We start from the raw sequence: 18,210 nt of genomic DNA, 5'->3' as shown, positions 1-18,210 counted from the left end.
AATTAGCCAATGGCCCTGCTTTTTATCCATCCAGTGAGGCTGTAGCGAGTTGCTTTTGTTTCACGGACTTCATGGGGTAAATCGCTGGTAAAACATACAAAGCGATTACCCTCTGGCAGAATACTTGTAAGGTAATAATTGTCACAATTATAAAGTATTAACTCGCCAGCGAATTCCTGTTCCCACCTCTCATTCAGATAATAGACACAAGAAATACGTCTGTTTTTTGTGGTAGCAAACTGATCAACGTGTTTTCTATAAAAGTTCCCTGGTTGATAAATTGAAAAATGCATTTCAAATTCAATGAGACCTAAAAAAAATCGTTGATTCAGCCGGTGTGCAATTTCTTTAATTTTTGTAAGAAAAGCAGTAGTTGCCGGATTATCCTGAGGTTCATCGAGCCAGCAAATCTGATCTGTTCTGATTGAATCATTACGGACGGCAGTTTGCAGTTGCCCTATTTTAGCCTGTCTAAACTGGCCTCCATGATAAAAAGATTCAGCCATCGCTCTTAAAGCTTGAAAATGTGAGGGTTCAAGAAAATTATCAACGATGTGGAAACCAAACTGGTGAATATCATCTTCAAGGGTGTTTCTATTTTTCATTGCACTGACTTTTAAAATAAAACTAATATTGCTCTAATAACGTTTGGCGTTGTCGCCAATCTGGCAAAAATCTATCCATTAACGCATAAAATCGCTTGTTATGATTTTTTTCCAAAAGATGAACCATTTCATGAACAACAACATATTCAAGACATGCAATGGGTTTTGTCATCAAGCGCAAATTTAACCAAATACGATGTGCGCGAATATTACACGATCCCCAGCGTGTTTTCATGTTTTTAATGCCCCAGTTTTTTACCTGAACCCCTAAAACAGGTTCCCAGTGATGAATTAATATTGGCAGTAGTGCTTTCATCTCTTGTCTGTGCCAGGCTTGAATCAGTTTTTCTCTCTCTTCACGGGTTGCATCCCTTCTGGCATAACAGTGTATAGCGTCATTTACTCGACTAACTTTGGAGCCTGTGCTTTGCGAGAAATTAATCAGCCTATAAGCGTTCCCCAAAAAATAGAGTTGCTCACCGGTATTATAGCCAGGATGAAATTGTTGTGTTTTAAATCGCTGTTGTTGACGATGAATCCAATTAATTTTTGCTTGTATTTGCGCATGAATAGCATCCAAACGATAGCCTAAAGGTGCACTTACTTTTACTTGTCCGTCAGGTGGATAAACACGCAAATGTAAATTTTTTATAGGTTTTCTTAAAATTTCGACGACAATGCCATCAATTTCAATCGTATGTTTATTCATGGGGAGTAATATCGTTTACAATGGAGACATATAATAACATTGATAATTTAGAATTTTCATAAAGGAGGGTAGTGATGCAACCCCAAATCGTGTTAATTACTGGTTGTTCAAGTGGTATAGGTCATGATACTGCTTTGGCTTTATTAAAGCGTGGACATCGAGTATTTGCAACTTGCCGTAAGGAAGAAGATATAAAAAGATTAAGCGCGAAAGGCTTGGAAGTCGTCCAAATGAATATGGATGATACCCATTCTATTACCCTTGCTTTTTATGAAATTATTAAGAAGACCTCCGGTCGTCTTGATGTTTTAATTAATAATGCTGGTTATGGGCAGGCAGGGGCATTAGAGGATGTATCACGTGACGTTTTACGCTCTCAATTTGAAACCAATGTTTTTGGTTTAATGGATTTAACTCGTTTGGCCATACCGATTATGCGTGCTCAGGGACATGGGCGGATTATTAACATCAGTTCTATTTTAGGCTTAATTAGCATGCCTTTTCGCGGTGCTTATAATGCCTCCAAATATGCGGTGGAAGGTTTAAGTGATACATTGCGACTAGAGCTTAAATCCTCTGGAATAAGCGTGATCACCGTTCAGCCTGGGCCTATTGAAAGTCGTTTTCGAGACAATGTGATTGATCACTCTCTAAAGAAAATTAATCAGAAGCAAAGTCATTTTCAAACGCAATACCAGTCTATGTTAGAGGGGTATCGAGAAAATAAAAGGCAATCTATTTTTACGCGAGGGACTGACGCTGTTATTAATAAAATTGTGCATGCTATTGAATCACGAACACCACGAATGAAATATCGAGTGACTTTCCCGGCACATCTTTTTGCTTTTTTAAAGCGTGTCTTGAGTGTGCGTTTACTCGATGCGACACTGATTTACATTTCAAAAAAAGAATTAAAGCCAGCTGGTATTAAAGGTGATAACTAATTGCTAATAGAATTATTCCGGAAAAGATAAAAAGCGATCTGCGGGTATACAAGGGCTGTCAATATACTCGCCATTGACTTTTAAGACCATATTCACATTAGCTCTTTGATAACGCGCTAATATTTCATATTGAGCTTGGCTAATATAAAGCCTAGTGTTGCCACAATAAACCAGGGAATAAGCAGCGGGGGATGGTTTGACTCGAGCCGGTAAATCACATTCCCAACGAAAACGCGTCAAATCACAATTTGCAAAAGCACTACTTAATGGCAATATGAATAAAAGTGTGGCTATATTCAAAGTTTTCATGTAACCACTCCGCCTGATTCTTTTAAGTATTATCGTCGGCGCTAAGAAATTCTTTAGGACATAGGAGATGCCATGCAAGCTACGGAAAGGTATCTGGAGTTGTTAAGACAAGGAGATTATTTAGGGGCGCTTCAATGGATAAAGTGTCTGATTAGTCATTACTCCGTTGCTGATTGTGATGCTGATACATTGTTGCAGCTCGCTATTTTTGAATTAGTTCAGCATAATCTTTCCTCAGAGGATTTTTCGCATATCGAATTACTGTATACACTTCTATACGAACAATTACCCCCCTTTGTTGAGCAAATTGGTTATAATGCAGCAGTGTTTTGCACTGCAGCAATGCAATACCTGGTTTTCAAAGAAAATGATTTACTTGATTTCTATAGAACAAGCCAATGTCTGGATGCCAAGGGTGTAAAGGCATGGTTGCAACGCGATCCGGGAGAATTTGATTCGGCAAAAAATAGTGATCTATTAATGGAAAAATACTCGGCATTGGACAAATCTGTTGTTAGTTTAAAAAAGCAAGCTCAAATCACGCGTAATAAAATAAATTATATTTTGCAGTGTCAAGCGATGCTTAAAGAGTATGTCATTAAGTTGGCAAGCGCTGAGAATAAAGAGGGATTTTATCCAGTACGACAGGGTTTGATTAATTCATTGCATCGTTTTGTAATGGAGAAAACCATTACTACTCCGGATGTTATTGAAACATTAAATCGTTTTGCTGAAAAAATTCTTAAAATGGAACCTGCTTTATGGGAAAAAGAAATTTTAGATCAATTAATTGTTAAAAATAAAGAATCTTTTTTTTCTTCGTTTTTTGATAGTTCAGCAGGAAGGTTTCAGTTTTTTGTGGTTAAGGTAATTAGTTCGATTTTGCCTATTGCGGAGAGTGAATCTGTAGAGCACCCTTCTCGTCCTGAATAAGGGCTTCGTGTGCCAATAAACTAATTTTATATCGAAGCGCATCAGTGCGTCCCATATAACCACCCTGGCTATTTTTGCCGACTACTCGATGGCAGGGAATAAATAAGGCAATAGGATTGCTTTTGCAAGCCTGTCCAATAGCCCGAGGACTAGATTGAAGAGTAGCTGCTAATTCTCCATAGGTTACCGTACGCCCAACTGGAATTACCAGTAAGGCATTCCATACTTGCTGTTGATAGGAAGTACCTTGCGGTTTTAAGGACAGTTGGAAACGATGGTGAGGATTATTAAAATAAGTCTCCAGTTCTGCTGCAAGCAAGGGGGTTAACTGATTGGTTTTGGTGTTGAATTGCGGGGATTCAGTGAAGGTTGCGTGATGGATATAATGCTCATCATATGCCACTTCAAGCCAACCTACAGGTGTATTGAACGCAGTGATGATGAGCATTGATTAAATTAGTCTTCTTTTTTTGCAGTCAATTTTTCTTTGATACGCGCCGCACGACCAGCTAGATCACGCAAATAATAGAGCTTCGCACGACGTACATCACCGCGACGCTTAACGATAATACTGTCGACAATGGGACTATAGGTCTGGAAGACACGTTCAACGCCCACACTGTGAGAAATTTTACGTACGGTAAAAGCAGAATTTAAACCACGATTTCTTTTAGCGATTACAATACCCTCAAAAGCTTGTAAACGTTCACGAGTACCTTCTTTTACTTTTACCTGTACCAAGACTGTATCACCTGGGCTGAAATCAGGAATGTTTTTACCTTGCATTTGCTCAGCGTTTAATTGATCAATAATGTTGCTCATGGTCACTCCTCAAATTGGTCATTCCCTCAACAGGAAGTCCCGTGTTCTTTTTTAAATTCAATAAGCAATTGCTTATCCGTATCACTCAATTCAATTTTTTCTAATAAATCCGGGCGCTTTAGCCAGGTTTTACCAAGACTTTGTTTTCGGCGCCAGCGTTCAATATCACGATGATTACCCCCTAATAAAACAGGTGGGACATCAAGACCATGAATTATTGCTGGTCTTGTGTAGTGAGGGCAATCCAGAAGGCCATTCATAAATGAATCTTGCTCAGCTGAGCATAAATGCCCCAGGCTACCAGGTATGAGACGAATAATCGCATCAATAAATACCATGGCTGCTAATTCACCGCCACTTAACACAAAGTCGCCTAGCGACCATTCTTCATCCACATGATGAGTAATGATACGCTCATCTATTCCTTCATATCGTCCTGCTATAAAAAGCAGCGACTGATTTTTTTTGACTATCTGAGTCAATTCAGATTGTTGAATAATTTTACCTTGCGGACTTAAATAAATCGTTCTGCAAGAGGCAGGCAGATGGGCTTTTGCATGATTAATTGCATTGTGCAAGGGTTCATACATCATTACCATGCCTGGGCCGCCACCGTAAGGTTTATCATCGACTTGCCGGTACGGCCTTGGTGCCCACTCTCGCGGATTCCAGCAGTCTAACTTAGCTAAACCCTGCTCGATTGCTCGTCCAACAACGCCATGTTTGAACACGTCAAACATTTCGGGCATCAGGGTTATTACACCCAAATGTAACATCATTAAAATTCCGGATCCCAGTCAACAGTAATAATACGTTGGCTGGCGTTTATATCAGCAATAAACTGACCTGGCAAATAAGGTACCAGATATCGTTTTTCGCCTTGGATCACTAAAACATCATTGGCACCGGTGGGCATAATTTCCACCACTGTACCAAGCAATATCCCTTGTTGGTTAACTACCTGCATGTTAATTAATTCATGCCAGTAGTATTCTCCCTCTTCCAAAGCGGGTAATTGATCACGACTAACAGCAATATCAGCATTAGTCAGTGAAGCTACCTGCTCACGCTCACTATAACCTTCGATTTGCGCGAGAATGAATTTTTCGTTCATTTCTACATGCAATATTTTAAGTGGTTGCCACTGCTTGTTAAGGTAAACATGCCAATCAGTGTAACGAAGAATATTGTCGCGAGGGTCTGTAAAAGAATGTACAGCAATAAACCCTTTTATCCCATGTGGGCGACCGAAACGACCAACAATAATTCTCTCTGTAACCTTATCCACTATTACTTGGCGTCTTGAGCGTTCTTCTTGTTGTATTCTTTAACTAATGCACGAACGCGATCAGAAAGTTGTGCACCTACACTTTGCCAGTGAGCTAATTTATCCATTTCCAAATGGAGACGAACTTCTTGGCCACGTGCAACAGGATTAAAGTAACCAATACGCTCGATGTAATTTCCATCGCGGCGTTTGCGGCTATCAGTAACAACCATATTGTAAAAAGGACGCTTCTTTGCGCCAGCTCGTGATAAACGTATAACTACCATTATTTCCTCTACTTTAAGAGTGTTTACGTAAAAATGCCGTGTATTGTACGAAAATTAACTCGGCATTGGAAGCCATTTTGAAATTATTTACTTATCCTCTGGAAATAAACCTTTCAATCCGGCAAATCCTGCCATACCACCCATGCCTCGCATCATTTGCTTCAGGCCACCTGGTTTGGTGAATTTCTTCATCATTTTCTGCATTTGCTCAAATTGTTTCAATAAACGATTAACATCCTGGATTTGTGTGCCAGAGCCAAGAGCAATACGCTTTTTACGAGAACCTACAATAATTTTGGGAATGCGTCGTTCTTTGGGGGTCATTGAATTAATTATAGCTATGGTTTGGGCCATTGCTTTATCGTTAATTTGACTCATTGCTTTTTGCGGTAACTGCCCTATACCTGGCAATTTGCTAACCATTCCAGTAATACCACCCATTTTATCCATTTGTAGTAGCTGCTGTTTGAAATCTTCCAAGTCAAACCCTTTCCCTTTTTTAAGTTTCTTGGCTAATTTTTCACTGGCTTGCTTGTCTGCCTTACGTTCAACTTCCTCAATTAAAGTAAGAATGTCCCCCATTCCAAGAATACGTGAGGCAATTCGGTCTGGATGGAAGGGTTCAAGTGCATCAATTTTCTCGCCGCTTCCTAAAAACTTAACAGGTTGCCCTGTAATATATTTAACGGAGAGCGCGGCACCACCACGCGCATCCCCATCGATCTTGGTTAAAATCACACCAGTTAAGGCTAAGGCTTCATGAAATGCCTTGGCTGTATTGGCGGCATCCTGACCGGTCATGCTGTCGACGACAAATAATGTTTCTACTGGATTGACTGCTTTATGAATTGCTTTGATTTCCGTCATCATTTCTTCATCGATATGCAAGCGACCGGCGGTATCAAAAATGACGACGTCAATAAATTGTTTTTTTGCACTCTCCAAGGCTTTGGCTGCAATGGCTAAAGGTTGTTCATGAGACTCTGCAGGGAAAAATGCGACGTCAAGTTGCTCTGCGAGTAACTTAAGCTGCTCAATAGCAGCGGGCCTGTAGACATCCAGGCTGACCAGCATAACTTTTTTATTTTCGCTCTCTTTTAAATAGCGCGCCAGTTTGGCAGAACTGGTTGTTTTACCTGAACCTTGCAAACCAGCCATTAGAAAAACAGCGGGAGGTTGCGTTTTAAAATTTAATTCAGCGCGTGAATCGCCCAAAATATGAACCAATTCATCATGCACCACTTTGACAAAGGCTTGCTCTGGCTTCAGATTGGATGCGACTTCCTGGCCTAAGGCTTTTTGTTTAACTTCATCGATAAACTCCTTGACAACAGGAAACGCCACATCGGCTTCAAGCAAAGAAAGTCTTACTTCTCGCAGGGCATCGTGAACATTTTCTTCCGTTAGACGTCCTTGACCACTTAAAGTTTTAAATGCGCGGGTTAAGCGTTCGCTTAAATTCTCAAACATGACAGTTACTCGAGTGCAAAAGGATTACTATAACATAGTAGACAGTACTGCCAAAACTGGCAAAGGTTAGAAATAAATAATTTTCAGTATGAGCTATGACGAAATAATAGGCTTTCTTTCCAAAAGAATTAAATACAATTTCTAGCTGTACAAGCGAGTAGTATTTTCCTATTATCACCCCCGTGTTCAAATTAGTTGGGATGAATAGATGTTATTTTTATTTATTGCGGGTGCATCGGCTTCAGGAAAAACAGAAATTGCGAATAAAGTTGTTGAAATGCTTCATCAAATTAAAATAAAAGCAGCAATCCTGTCTATGGATCACTACTATAAAAGCCAGCAAGAACGAGGTGGCATTGTTGAGATTAATTTTGATGTCCCTGAAGCTTGTAATTGGGAGCTATTAGAGAGCCAGTTACAATTGTTGTCAGAAGGTCAAATAATACACAGACCTACTTATTGTTTTCTAGCCAAAGATAGATTAGAAAAAACGCAAACTATTGATCCTAAAGAGGTGCAAGTGGTTGTGATTGAGGGGATTCTGGCCCTGCATAAGGTCAAAGAGATAAATCTGCCCAATAAGCTGTCAGTTTTTGTAGAAACTGATAGTTATCGTGCAATTCTTGCTCGTCGAAAAGAAAGAGATCAACGTTCTCGAGCAACTTCACCCGAGGAAACTGAAGCAAGGGAGCGTAGTACCGTGGGTCCTGCATTTTTTAGTTTCATTGCTCCCAGTAAAACTCATGCAAATTTAACCGTAACCAATAACACAGAAGGTCCTGGTAAAACAGGTATTGAAAAAGCAGCCGAAGAGGTCATGGATAAGATTAAAGAGACCAATCCTGAGCTTTTCCTTACTGTAGAGATGCGTTTTACTTGATATTAGAGCCTCTAGTAATGATAAAAGACTTTCTTTATGGACGAATTGCAGTTTGCTATGATGAAATTTCTTATCACCTAAGGAAGACCTGTGCAGTTTTCTCTGACAACCCTTTCACTGGTACTATTGGCATTGGTTCTCATTTCAGCGTTTTTTTCAAGCTCAGAAATTGGAATGATGTCATTAAACCGCTATCGCCTACGTTATTTAGTCAAGCAAAATCATAAGCAGGCAATCCGCGTCAATCAGATGCTGACAAGACCTGACAGGTTGTTGAGTGTAATTTTAATTGGTAATACGTTTGCAAATATTGTCGCTTCAATGGTTGCCACACTAATTGGCCAGCGACTTTATGGTGATGTAGGTGTACTTGTTGCGACTATTTCTCTTACTTTAGTTATTTTAGTTTTCTCTGAATTGGTTCCCAAAACAATAGCTGCATTACATCCCCAACAAGTGGCTTTTAAGGCTTCTCTTTTATTAAAAATATTGCAAGGATTTTTTGCGCCTATCATCCATGTTATTAGCTGGATAACTAATTTAATTTTGAAATTATTTGGTATTTCGATAGAAAAAAATCAACGAGAGTCATTATCTGGAGAAGAGTTACGTTCTGTGGTGCATGAAGCGGGTGGGTTATTACCGGTTGAACATAAAAGTATGGTTTTAGGCTTACTAGATTTAGAGCAAGCTACGGTAGAAGATATTATGATTCCCAAGGCGGATATTGTTGGTATTGATCTGGAGCAACCCTGGCACGAGATACTTGAGGAATTAGAAACAGCACAACATACTCGATTGCCTCTTTATAGAGACACTATCGATAATTTAGTAGGATTAGTTCATGTAAGAAGTATTCTTAATTTGATGCTCGAAGAGCGTTTGGATATGGATAATTTACTTAAAATTGCAGACGCTCCGTATTTTATTCCTGAGGCTACTCCCCTCAATTTGCAGATTTTAAATTTTCAAAAAATGAAGAAACGCAGTTGTTTTGTTGTGGATGAGTATGGTGATTTATTAGGTTTGGTCACCATGGAAGATATTCTTGAAGAAGTAGTGGGGGAATTTACCACGGATGTGGCCAATTTAAGCAAAGATATTATTCAGCAAAAAGATGGGTCGGTCATTGTCGATGCCAGCGTGACACTGCGCCAATTAAAGCGGTTGCTGGGGTGGCAGTTACCTGCGATTGGTCCGCGAACGCTAAGTGGTTTAATTATCGAATATTTAGGGTATATTCCACCGGCTGACTGTTGTTTGCAGATTGACCATTTTCAAATTGAAATTTTAAAAGTTAGCGAAAATATTATTAAAACAGTGCGGATGCTAAAAGTGGTTAAGAAAAAAATAATTACTTAATCGTGTTGAAGTATTTTAGCAAGCCTAGTGGCTTAAAATATTTCAACAGGCAACGTCGCTAATACGAGTTAATTAACGGGCTCACCTTGTTCTTTAATAGATAATACCCTGGCAGTAAACAAGTAGCCGCCATTTCGAATGGTTTTAATGAGTGCTGGTTTTTTTGCATCCGTCTCAATTTTCTGCCTTAATCTGCTAATTTGTACATCGATACGTCGATCAAAAGGTGTAAGATCACTATTTTTAGTGAGTTGTAATAAAAATTCTCGACCTAACACACGCTGAGGTTGACGTACAAAAGCTAACAGTAAATCATATTCCCCCGCACTGAGCTGTAATTCATTGTGGGTATTGCTGTCAAACACTTGTCGGGAAGCAGGGTATAAACGCCAATTGGCAAAAAGTAACACTTCTTTCTCTTGTTCTGCCTCTTTAGCAGCGCGTTGCACTCGTCGAGAGATAGCGCTAATACGAGCATGTAACTCCCTGGGGTGAATGGGTTTTACTAAAAAATCATCAGCGCCGCTTTCTAACATGTGCACACAAACGTCTTCATCAACTTTGTCGCTAATCACCAATAGTGGTACAGTATAACGATGATACAATTTACTAATGATACTTTCATCTTTTTGAATCAATGCCCAGTTAACCAGTAATGCAGCAGGTGGTGGGTTAATCCCCTTATCGAGCTGGGAGAAATCAGACTGTTGAATAATGTTAAAATCAAATTTAGCAAAATAATCTACAAGCTGCTCGTCTAGAGGGGCATCGTCAATAATAAGTAAATATTTTCGATGCAGCATTTGTCGATTCCCCTCCACTAGTGGCATTAAATTAGAAATTATACACTGCCTGGGGGGGATTTTGCATCCTGTAGTAATTTTCATTAGAGCATTTAAAAATCTCAGTCGCTTTACTGGCAATAAAGAATCTGAATTTGTAGAATAGAGCAGATTTTTACCTGATACCTAATTTTAAATTTTACCTGGAGATAAAAAGAATGACTAAATTACTTTATGCTTTAGGAGTAGCGTTATGTTTAGTTTTGGGCGCTTGCTCTAAAGATGTACCTCCTGGAGATTATGATGTTAACGAAGTGGGTAAATTAAAAAAAGTAGCTTCCGGCGTCATTATTTCCAAGCGTCCTGTTAAATTCCATAGCCAAGTGGGTACGGGTAGAAGTGATAAAGCCCCTGGCAGTGAATATCTTGACGGTGGGCATGGCTATGTTTATGTGATTAAACTAAACAGTGGCGCAATTGTTTCAGTAGCGCAAGCGGAAGATCTAAATCTGAAAGTTAAACAAAAAGTATTAGTGGTATATGGTAAAACGACGCGTATTTTACCCGATAGCAGCACTGGTCTATGATTCTATCAGGAGATGCCTTTTAGCATCTCCTTTCTAATGGTTTATCATTTTTATTTGATTTTCATCTCTGAAGTGGCAAAAATAAACACATCATGCTTAAATGAAATAAGAAGTACTCTATTTCTGTCTTGGATATACTCTGCGTATAAAGGCATTTCTAGCTACAAGGATAGTTAGGAGTCACTATGAGTGATGCAAAAGGATTTGCAAAAGATTGGCTGGTGAATGATTCCTACCGCGCCAAGGCTTTACTCAAATATACCATCAAATACATTGAAAATCGTTTACAAAAGGCGATGGGAGATGGAAAAAATACGAGGTTGCGTATCGCTGATGCGGCACAGTACTGCTCCGAACTGGCCTCCAGATACGAGGAATTATTAAATTTACTGAAACCGGCTTCCTCGCAAGATTGCAATGTAACAAACCCTCTTTCTGAAAATAGTCCCTCTCGATGCTATATAACAATTCAAACGCTCAAACAACAGTTTAACTCAAGTATGACTTTATCAGATGAGATAAAACTAGTCCGAAAACTAAAGTTTTATTATCAATCATTGCAGGAACAATTAAATGGACTTCAACCTCAGTCCTTGGAATACACCCAACGCTCATTAACGGGACAACTTAAAATTTTGATTGAATCTCAGTCTTGTGCAGAGTGGCTTCATGCCACAGTAGCTTTTGCCAATGATACTGGGGAAAATATTCTTGCTGCATTAGCTCTGTTAGCCAAACTGGATGACACAGAAATACTGCAGTTAGCAGCTTTGTTTAAACGACCGGAGATTATATTCACCATTAATAATCTCTTTTTCTATAAATCCAATCCGCATCAACTCTTTAAGCAAGTTTTGCACCCTGAAAAATTGTTATCGGTAAAAGCCAGACTCACTATGCTTCATCAATTTATTGAAACCATGCATCAAACAATCATGCAGTCTTTAAAGCAGCGTGGACTCGGTGAGTTGCATGATTATTTACTGCATGGTGATGATTTGCCGCAAGGAATTACCGTTGCAATGGAAGAGGAAAATCATCAATTAATTATTGCAGCCCTCAAGGAATGGCGACTACCCAATATTATTCTTTCGGATGATTTGGCGGCTAAAAATAAATTAAATAATTTATTTCGAGCTTATAAGTTCTGGTTTAACCCTAATCGTTTAATTGATACGGTAATGACACTACAGCAGCAGTCAGGCCATAACTGTGACACCAGCGATAATTACATGAAGTTTTCCCTTTACATGCAAGCATTATTTCAGCAATTATCAACAACAGAATGTCTTGATCTTTATGGTTACTTCGCGAATAAAGATAGCTGTTACCTCATGCGAAGTCTTGCAGCGGTATTAGAAGATCAGAAAATTGCTGCTTTACCCCTGGCTACACAAGTACAAAAAGAGGCAATTAGCGGAGTTTATCATGCACTTGATTGTGTCATGGAGGCCATTCGTCAAGAGCTACTAAGCCGACATATTACTACGGCACCTTATTCAAGAAGTAATTCCCACAAACCGCTAAAACCTGGTCGTCGTAATTTGGAAGCTATAAGGCGTATTATGGCACTTTATGCGAATCCTGTCCTATTAGAAAATAAAACGCTTGAGCAGTTATTCCAGGAGGTCGGGAGTCACCTTTGATTTAGGATAGGAGGACAGTTCCTGCTGATAAAACTGTAGTAATTGTTTGAGCATTGATTTGGCAGGGGAGGAGCGGGCAAATGGTGAATTCAAATTATCGGTCCATTGATCATTGCTTAAGCGCAAAATAACTGTAATATATCGATAATCATCAGGATACAAGGCAACCAGCCAATCACCATCAAGAATTGCATATAATTTTAAGGCATCCAGTAATGGTAATTTATCTTCTCTCAATTGCAGTTGATTATTATTTGAATTGACTTCATACAATAACCTTCCTAAGGTTCTGGCGCGTTCTTGAGATACAATCATATTGGGAAGCTCCCCACTCTCCAGGAAAAAAATGCGTTTTTCAGGGCGTTGATTACTCAGAATAGCATTTAGCAATGAAATGCCATCAAAGTGTGGTTTTAAAGGTAATTTTAAATAAGCGTATATGGTAGGTGCAATATCAATTAAAGCCACTCTTGCATCGACTATTTTTCGTTGTAATACCAATTTATTGTGATTAAAAAAATTAAAACTGAGCAAACAATGAAATTGTATTGGACTGAGTAAGTCTGAGCCGTGACCTGCGCTCATTTCAAGTTCTGTGGATGTTTTACGTTTAAAATAATCAGCAAGGCTGCTTTTTCCCTCGCCTTGGTAGTTGGTCAGTGAGGTTCTTCTGCTACCGGATTGATACAATGATTCGCCATGGTCACTTAAAATAACCACCATGGCATTTTGTAATAAACCCGCTTCTTTGAGTCTTCCTAAAAGAGTCCCCACCTGTTTATCCGCTTCATAAACAGCAGAAAAATAAAGCCCTTCTCTTTCTTGCACGCTGTAGACATCACCTACCTCTGCTGGTGATGAGGCAGCCCAGGCATAAGGCCAATGTGGAAGCGCAAAATGCACAGCCAGAAATAGAGGTTTTTGTGGGGCAGTTTTTTTTAGAGTTTGATTTAATGCCTCATCAAAACTGCTGGGATAGTAGGAGAAATGGCTGGCACGATTTAAATAGTTATAAGGAAATAGATAGCGACCAAGCGAGGAGTTGATGAGAAAATTACTTAAGGGAAAGTCATAAAAAGTACCTAATAAAATATCATTAACCCCTAAACGTGGACCCACAATCTTCTGAAAACCAAAATCCTTATCAATGGTACTGAATCGACGTTCGTCAGTCGCAAAAATGGTGGTATATCCTTTTTTTTGTAAAATCCAGGCTAGACTTTCGGAACTTTTAATAAGATGAGAAGGCATTAAGTTATAACGCGCTTTATGATGAAGGGGATATAGTCCTGTCAGAATACTAGCCCAGGCAGAGTAGGTTCTTGCCAGGGGTGTAATCGCTTCTTTAAAGGAAACACTATTATTAATAAATTGATAGAGGTTAGGTGTATTTACTTTATTAATTCGTTCAGCACTGAGAGAGTCAATACCAATGAGAATAATATTAGGTTGTTGAGTTTGCCGTTGATCTGCAAAGGGTACGTGCTGATAAAAAAAATTAAAAAAACTTATTAAAATTACTATTCCCAATACCGCGGTCAACAATATCGGAGAGCGAAAGTAAGCCTTGAGAAGTGCTATAACAGTGAATAATCCAAGAAATAGTAGAGAAATTATCATCACTATTTGAATGAAAAAAATAGGAATAGCAGGTAGAAACAAGCGACTAAACAGGCTCAAAGGAAAGAAGTAACAGTTGGCACTAAGGATGGTTATAACAGAAAACGCAAAAATAATGAGTTGCCAGCGCTCCAAGGAGATTTTGGCTAAATAATTATCTTTTATTCCCCAAAGCCAAAATAATTGTATCAAGGCTAATAAAAAATAAAGAAGTACTTGAATGACGGCAGCAGCAGCGATTTGCAAATAAACATTCAGTGGCAGTGGAATCGCATTAAGAAAACCCCCACTTTGACTAAGCACAGCAATAAACTGTAAACCTAGAAATAGGGCGTTGAACAAAATAAAATTGGTAAAATAATGGGGAAAAAATTTTTTATTCACGGTTTGGGTGCGATGGTACTATTTAAATGCCAATTATAGACATAACCATCAATAGTATTAATATGTTTCAATTGACTGCGTAATGGCTCTTTAGCAAACTGTTTTAAGTGAGTAATAATATCTGCTTTAGAGCCACCAAAATCTTCGTTATACCATTCATAAATTTTAGAGACAATAAGCTCACCTTCAATGACTTGCGCCCCGCGCAGAGAATTAATATATTCAGAGGCTGCTTCATTTAAGTCGGCTTCAATGGTTGAGCCATGATAAGTTTTTTTACGTAAATTGGCAGCCCCAATGGAGCCATTGTTTATGGCGTAATGCGTACGTGGATCATTCCAAATGGGTCTAATAATTCGATTGTTGATTTCATCAAGTGATAAGGGAGTCCCATTGATAGTAATAAGTTTGGCGCCCCAAGGACCGATACTAAATAATCCTGGTGAAATATTAATTTCTTCAATACTTCCTACCGGGTAATAATCAGCAACGATTTGTACTGTAAGTGCATTATAAAGATTTAGCCAAAAAGCCAGTTGCTCGTCCCGATTATAGGCATCTATATCAATTTTACTCATCCTGGTGAGATAACGTTTCAATAGATCATAATCAGTATCAGTAAGATTTGGATAATCGACCAGGTTAATTCCTTCCTCATTAGTAACCACGCGTTTATTTAAAAATTGCTGCCATTCGGCATGTGAGATGGTTTTCTCGGATAAAGGATTATTGGTTTCCCAGATAGGCCAAAGACTTTTATTAAATGAAGCAAATACACTGGCATTAATCAAAAATAGAATAAAAAAACTACAACCTTGTAGTAATCGATAAATCTTTTGCATCTTATATATTCACAATAGCTCGATTTCGCAATGCATTGCTTATAGTACTGCCATCCAAAAACTCCAGTTCGCCCCCGGAAGGAATACCGTGCGCGAGCTGACTTATTTGTACCGGTTGATCATTAAGTAACTCATGAATGAAATGAACTGTAGTTTGACCTTCAATAGAAGGACTTAAAGCAAGAATTACTTCTGTAATTTTTTCTTCAATCACTAAAGTGCGTAATTGCGGTAGACCTATGTCCTCTGGACCCATACCATCAAGCGGCGAAATTTTCCCCATCAATACATAATAACTCCCATTAAATGAGTTACTTTGTTCGATGGCTGTAACATCTGCAGGTGTCTCTACCACGCAGAGGATTTTTAAATTACGTTCGGGATTTTGACAAAGTTTGCATAACTCGTATTCGGTGTAGTTTTTACAGCGCTTACAGTGTTGAATAGTGTGCATGGCCTCTTGAAGGCAAGAAGCCAAATGCAAACCACGCTGACGTTGATGCTGCAACAAATGAAACACCATTCGCTGAGCTGATTTCGGACCTACCCCAGGCAAACAACGCAATGCATCCACCAAACGACCCAACGTATCCATCACTCGAATTATTCCCTCTCCTCATCTTTCAGGAAATCAGTAGGAATATTAAGACCGGCGGTCAATTCACTGATTTTTTGTTTTGAAGCTTGCTCCACCTTACGAACTGCATCATTAAATGCTGCTGTTACCAAGTCTTCTAACATCTCAACATCATCCATTAATGAGGGGTTTATTTTAGTTTTATGAGTTTCATGACGACCGTTCATTTCAATTTCCACCATGCCGCCACCAGAAACCCCTCTTACAACCAATTGACTTAATTGCTTTTGAGCTTCCTGCATGCGCTGTTGCATTTTTTGCGCTTCTTTCATGATGTTGCCAAGATTTTGATTAATATCCATGTTGACCTCTCATTAGGATTACTTTCATTAATTATAATTCATCTTTAATGGACTCAATAGAATTTTTGACCAGTTCGGCCGAAAACTCTTGTTTTAATTGCTGAAAAAAAGCATCTTCTTCTAAGGAAAGCTCCGCTTCCTGTTGACGTTGGTGTTGTACGACCTGCTTTTGTTGAGCGGGGGATGAATGTATCACTTCTTCACAGGTTAATGCAATTTTAATTGCTTCTCTATAATAATTTGATAGAGCTTGCTCAATGCGATGAACAATCGCAGGAGTGAATAGCGACTCATGACCTTTAGCAACGCGCAACGTTATCTCACGTCCTGTTTTAACAAGGAGTTCAGCATTTTCGGCTGCATTAAATGCTAATCCGGTAAGTTTAAGCTGGCCTAGTATTTGCGCCCAATTTTCTCCGGTAGCAAGTTGTTCTGTAGTGCTAACACTTTCTATAGAAGGCGCATCTATTTGTTTTTCAAAGCGTGCAGACTCTGATTCTGTTGGTGAGAGTTTTACAACGGTGTCTGTACTCTGCAAGGAGGCAGACAAATCTGGTGCAGAAGATTCTTTGTTGAAATTATTCACTTCATTATTCGTAACCTGCATATTGTCAGTTGACCTCTCAAAAGCTAGAGCAGGTGGTTTGATTTTCGGAGCCGGTCTAAAAGTTAGCATTCGCAGGATAGTCATTTCAAATCCCATTGCCAAAGTGGGTGCTAAATACATCTCTTCCGAACCTTTTATACCGATTTGATAAAATAGTTGGATATCTTCTGGAGTAAATTGTTTAGCTAATGATTTAACTTGTAAGCTAATTTCCAATAAATCATTATCCCCAATACTTTGATAAATAGTAATATCATGCAGGTGGTGCAGAAACTCATCTAACACATAGCGAAAATGCCCGCCTTCGGCTGCAATTTGTCGGCTAATCTGTAAAATTATTTGGGGGTTTGCAGTTGCCAAAGCCTCTATTAAATGAATTGCATAATCTTGTTGGGTATACCCTAAAATTGCTTTTACTTCGGAGGCTACTAAATTTCCATTGCAGCAGGCAATGGCTTGATCGAGCAAACTTAAGGCATCGCGCATACTACCTTTAGCAGCTTTAGCCAAAATCTCCAAGGCAGCTGCCTCAAAATTTAAATGCTCCGCTGTAAGAATATAGTGCAGATGTTGACTAATCAATTCTGCTGTCAAATGTTTAAGATGAAATTGCAAACAGCGTGAAAGTACAGTTACAGGTAATTTCTGTGGATCAGTTGTTGCCAGTAAAAATTTTACATGTGTTGGTGGCTCTTCAAGTGTTTTTAGTAAGGCATTAAAGCTATGCTGTGAAAGCATATGGACTTCATCAATTAAATAAATTTTGAAGCGACCATGGGTGGGGGCGTACTGAACATTCTCCAGTAATTCGCGCGTGTCTTCGACACGTGTTCTTGAGGCTCCATCAATTTCAATCAGGTCTAAAAAGCGTCCTTGTTCGATAGAGGTACAGGCTTCACAATTTAAACAAGGCTCTGCTCCAATTCCTTGTTCACAATTCAGAGCTTTAGCTAAAAGACGAGCTATGCTTGTCTTTCCTACACCACGGGTTCCTGTAAAAAGATAAGCATGATGTAATCGCTGCTGGTTAAGCGAATTAATTAGCGCTTTATTAATGTGTTCCTGGCCAACCAGTTGAGAAAAAGTACGTGGTCGCCATTTACGTGCTAATGCCAAATAGCTCATAGGGCTTCACAAGTTGGGCGGCAGCTCTAAGAGCCACACCCCGGCACCCGAATCAACTGCTACCGCTGCTCCCTTCCGGGCCTGACGGGG

Annotated in this window: 21 protein-coding genes and 1 other RNA gene (1 of these 22 cut by a window edge); 6 read left to right on the top strand and 16 right to left on the bottom strand. The window is 39.2% G+C overall.

Annotation, left to right across the window (positions count from 1 at the left end; translation table 11 throughout):
- Nucleotides 1–2: 2 nt before the first annotated feature.
- A complete protein-coding gene (locus clem_RS12820) occupies nt 3–605 on the bottom strand; it encodes a 2OG-Fe(II) oxygenase (protein WP_094091911.1) in 603 nt (200 codons plus the stop codon).
- Between the two features lie 22 nt (nt 606–627).
- Nucleotides 628–1,314, bottom strand: a complete 687-nt coding sequence (locus clem_RS12815; protein WP_094091910.1) for a M48 family metallopeptidase — start codon at nt 1,312–1,314, stop codon at nt 628–630.
- 74 nt (nt 1,315–1,388) lie between these two features.
- On the opposite strand from clem_RS12815, the gene clem_RS12810 reads away from it, so the two are divergent.
- Entirely contained in the window at nt 1,389–2,258 is an 870-nt protein-coding gene (locus clem_RS12810; protein WP_094091909.1) for an SDR family NAD(P)-dependent oxidoreductase, read from the top strand.
- Nucleotides 2,259–2,270: 12 nt separating this feature from the next.
- On the opposite strand, the gene clem_RS12805 is transcribed toward clem_RS12810, so the two are convergent.
- On the bottom strand, nt 2,271–2,567 hold the full coding sequence (locus tag clem_RS12805; protein WP_094091908.1) for a hypothetical protein: 297 nt from the start codon (nt 2,565–2,567) through the stop codon (nt 2,271–2,273).
- A gap of 72 nt (nt 2,568–2,639) precedes the next feature.
- Here clem_RS12805 and clem_RS12800 point away from each other — a divergent pair, with 72 nt between their 5' ends.
- A complete protein-coding gene (locus tag clem_RS12800) occupies nt 2,640–3,500 on the top strand; it encodes a helical bundle domain-containing protein (protein WP_094091907.1) in 861 nt (286 codons plus the stop codon).
- Here clem_RS12800 and clem_RS12795 read toward each other — a convergent pair.
- The 6 genes from clem_RS12795 to ffh all read right to left on the bottom strand — a co-directional run bounded on the left by clem_RS12795 (nt 3,454) and on the right by ffh (nt 7,346).
- Complete coding sequence (locus tag clem_RS12795; protein ID WP_094091906.1) at nt 3,454–3,948, bottom strand: methylated-DNA--[protein]-cysteine S-methyltransferase; 495 nt, start codon at nt 3,946–3,948, stop codon at nt 3,454–3,456. The genes clem_RS12800 and clem_RS12795 overlap by 47 nt on opposite strands.
- An 8-nt stretch (nt 3,949–3,956) precedes the next feature.
- Complete coding sequence (gene rplS, locus clem_RS12790; RefSeq protein WP_094091905.1) at nt 3,957–4,322, bottom strand: 50S ribosomal protein L19; 366 nt, start codon at nt 4,320–4,322, stop codon at nt 3,957–3,959.
- A gap of 26 nt (nt 4,323–4,348) precedes the next feature.
- On the bottom strand, nt 4,349–5,101 hold the full coding sequence (trmD, locus tag clem_RS12785) for a tRNA (guanosine(37)-N1)-methyltransferase TrmD (protein WP_094091904.1): 753 nt from the start codon (nt 5,099–5,101) through the stop codon (nt 4,349–4,351).
- Nucleotides 5,101–5,610 carry a ribosome maturation factor RimM gene (rimM, locus tag clem_RS12780; RefSeq protein WP_094091903.1) on the bottom strand — a complete coding sequence of 170 codons (510 nt, stop codon included), beginning with the start codon at nt 5,608–5,610 and terminating at the stop codon, nt 5,101–5,103. Before rimM ends, trmD begins: the two co-directional genes overlap by 1 nt.
- 2 nt (nt 5,611–5,612) lie before the next feature.
- Nucleotides 5,613–5,876: a 30S ribosomal protein S16 gene (gene rpsP, locus clem_RS12775; protein WP_094091902.1), complete on the bottom strand. Its 264-nt coding sequence runs from the start codon at nt 5,874–5,876 to the stop codon at nt 5,613–5,615.
- Nucleotides 5,877–5,963: 87 nt separating this feature from the next.
- Complete coding sequence (gene ffh / locus clem_RS12770; RefSeq protein WP_094091901.1) at nt 5,964–7,346, bottom strand: signal recognition particle protein; 1,383 nt, start codon at nt 7,344–7,346, stop codon at nt 5,964–5,966.
- Nucleotides 7,347–7,554: 208 nt separating this feature from the next.
- On the opposite strand from ffh, the gene clem_RS12765 reads away from it, so the two are divergent.
- Nucleotides 7,555–8,226 carry a uridine kinase family protein gene (locus clem_RS12765; RefSeq protein ID WP_094091900.1) on the top strand — a complete coding sequence of 224 codons (672 nt, stop codon included), beginning with the start codon at nt 7,555–7,557 and terminating at the stop codon, nt 8,224–8,226.
- 90 nt (nt 8,227–8,316) lie between these two features.
- A complete protein-coding gene (locus clem_RS12760) occupies nt 8,317–9,588 on the top strand; it encodes an HlyC/CorC family transporter (protein WP_094091899.1) in 1,272 nt (423 codons plus the stop codon).
- A gap of 68 nt (nt 9,589–9,656) precedes the next feature.
- On the opposite strand, the gene clem_RS12755 is transcribed toward clem_RS12760, so the two are convergent.
- Nucleotides 9,657–10,391 (bottom strand): winged helix-turn-helix domain-containing protein, encoded by a 735-nt coding sequence (locus tag clem_RS12755; RefSeq protein WP_094091898.1) that lies wholly within the window; start codon nt 10,389–10,391, stop codon nt 9,657–9,659.
- A gap of 197 nt (nt 10,392–10,588) precedes the next feature.
- On the opposite strand from clem_RS12755, the gene clem_RS12750 reads away from it, so the two are divergent.
- Both clem_RS12750 and clem_RS12745 read left to right on the top strand, forming a co-directional pair.
- Nucleotides 10,589–10,957, top strand: coding sequence for a hypothetical protein (locus clem_RS12750; RefSeq protein ID WP_094091897.1), 369 nt, complete (start codon nt 10,589–10,591; stop codon nt 10,955–10,957).
- A 185-nt stretch (nt 10,958–11,142) separates the two neighbouring features.
- Nucleotides 11,143–12,603 (top strand): hypothetical protein, encoded by a 1,461-nt coding sequence (locus clem_RS12745; RefSeq protein WP_094091896.1) that lies wholly within the window; start codon nt 11,143–11,145, stop codon nt 12,601–12,603.
- Here the strand turns inward: clem_RS12745 and clem_RS12740 are convergent.
- From clem_RS12740 to ffs, 6 genes are all read right to left on the bottom strand, one after another.
- Entirely contained in the window at nt 12,574–14,607 is a 2,034-nt protein-coding gene (locus tag clem_RS12740) for a sulfatase-like hydrolase/transferase (protein ID WP_094091895.1), read from the bottom strand. The two genes, clem_RS12745 and clem_RS12740, sit on opposite strands and share 30 nt — an antisense overlap.
- Nucleotides 14,604–15,449, bottom strand: coding sequence for a DUF547 domain-containing protein (locus tag clem_RS12735; protein ID WP_094091894.1), 846 nt, complete (start codon nt 15,447–15,449; stop codon nt 14,604–14,606). The genes clem_RS12740 and clem_RS12735 overlap by 4 nt, the downstream gene beginning before the upstream one ends.
- Before the next feature lies 1 nt (nt 15,450).
- Nucleotides 15,451–16,044, bottom strand: coding sequence for a recombination mediator RecR (gene recR, locus clem_RS12730; RefSeq protein WP_094091893.1), 594 nt, complete (start codon nt 16,042–16,044; stop codon nt 15,451–15,453).
- An 8-nt stretch (nt 16,045–16,052) separates the two neighbouring features.
- Nucleotides 16,053–16,388, bottom strand: a complete 336-nt coding sequence (locus clem_RS12725; protein ID WP_094091892.1) for a YbaB/EbfC family nucleoid-associated protein — start codon at nt 16,386–16,388, stop codon at nt 16,053–16,055.
- A gap of 31 nt (nt 16,389–16,419) precedes the next feature.
- Entirely contained in the window at nt 16,420–18,120 is a 1,701-nt protein-coding gene (gene dnaX / locus clem_RS12720; RefSeq protein ID WP_094091891.1) for a DNA polymerase III subunit gamma/tau, read from the bottom strand.
- A 24-nt stretch (nt 18,121–18,144) separates the two neighbouring features.
- An RNA gene (gene ffs, locus clem_RS12715) (signal recognition particle sRNA small type) lies at nt 18,145–18,210 on the bottom strand; it runs 31 nt beyond the window's last position.

Source organism: Legionella clemsonensis (assembly GCF_002240035.1).
GTDB classification, from domain to species: Bacteria; Pseudomonadota; Gammaproteobacteria; order Legionellales; family Legionellaceae; genus Tatlockia; species Tatlockia clemsonensis.
This window is presented reverse-complemented; position numbering and strand designations above follow the sequence as displayed.

Coding starts and splice junctions, on each gene's coding strand:
- clem_RS12735 (WP_094091894.1), bottom strand. CDS start 15,449: ATGCAAAAGATTTATCGATTACTACAAGGTTGTAGTTTTTTTATTCTA.
- clem_RS12810 (WP_094091909.1), top strand. CDS start 1,389: ATGCAACCCCAAATCGTGTTAATTACTGGTTGTTCAAGTGGTATAGGT.
- trmD (WP_094091904.1), bottom strand. CDS start 5,101: ATGATGTTACATTTGGGTGTAATAACCCTGATGCCCGAAATGTTTGAC.
- clem_RS12745 (WP_094091896.1), top strand. CDS start 11,143: ATGAGTGATGCAAAAGGATTTGCAAAAGATTGGCTGGTGAATGATTCC.
- clem_RS12725 (WP_094091892.1), bottom strand. CDS start 16,388: ATGGATATTAATCAAAATCTTGGCAACATCATGAAAGAAGCGCAAAAA.
- ffh (WP_094091901.1), bottom strand. CDS start 7,346: ATGTTTGAGAATTTAAGCGAACGCTTAACCCGCGCATTTAAAACTTTA.
- clem_RS12795 (WP_094091906.1), bottom strand. CDS start 3,948: ATGCTCATCATCACTGCGTTCAATACACCTGTAGGTTGGCTTGAAGTG.
- clem_RS12820 (WP_094091911.1), bottom strand. CDS start 605: ATGAAAAATAGAAACACCCTTGAAGATGATATTCACCAGTTTGGTTTC.
- dnaX (WP_094091891.1), bottom strand. CDS start 18,120: ATGAGCTATTTGGCATTAGCACGTAAATGGCGACCACGTACTTTTTCT.
- clem_RS12765 (WP_094091900.1), top strand. CDS start 7,555: ATGTTATTTTTATTTATTGCGGGTGCATCGGCTTCAGGAAAAACAGAA.
- recR (WP_094091893.1), bottom strand. CDS start 16,044: ATGGATACGTTGGGTCGTTTGGTGGATGCATTGCGTTGTTTGCCTGGG.
- clem_RS12750 (WP_094091897.1), top strand. CDS start 10,589: ATGACTAAATTACTTTATGCTTTAGGAGTAGCGTTATGTTTAGTTTTG.
- clem_RS12815 (WP_094091910.1), bottom strand. CDS start 1,314: ATGAATAAACATACGATTGAAATTGATGGCATTGTCGTCGAAATTTTA.
- clem_RS12755 (WP_094091898.1), bottom strand. CDS start 10,391: ATGCTGCATCGAAAATATTTACTTATTATTGACGATGCCCCTCTAGAC.
- rplS (WP_094091905.1), bottom strand. CDS start 4,322: ATGAGCAACATTATTGATCAATTAAACGCTGAGCAAATGCAAGGTAAA.
- clem_RS12800 (WP_094091907.1), top strand. CDS start 2,640: ATGCAAGCTACGGAAAGGTATCTGGAGTTGTTAAGACAAGGAGATTAT.
- rpsP (WP_094091902.1), bottom strand. CDS start 5,876: ATGGTAGTTATACGTTTATCACGAGCTGGCGCAAAGAAGCGTCCTTTT.
- clem_RS12805 (WP_094091908.1), bottom strand. CDS start 2,567: ATGAAAACTTTGAATATAGCCACACTTTTATTCATATTGCCATTAAGT.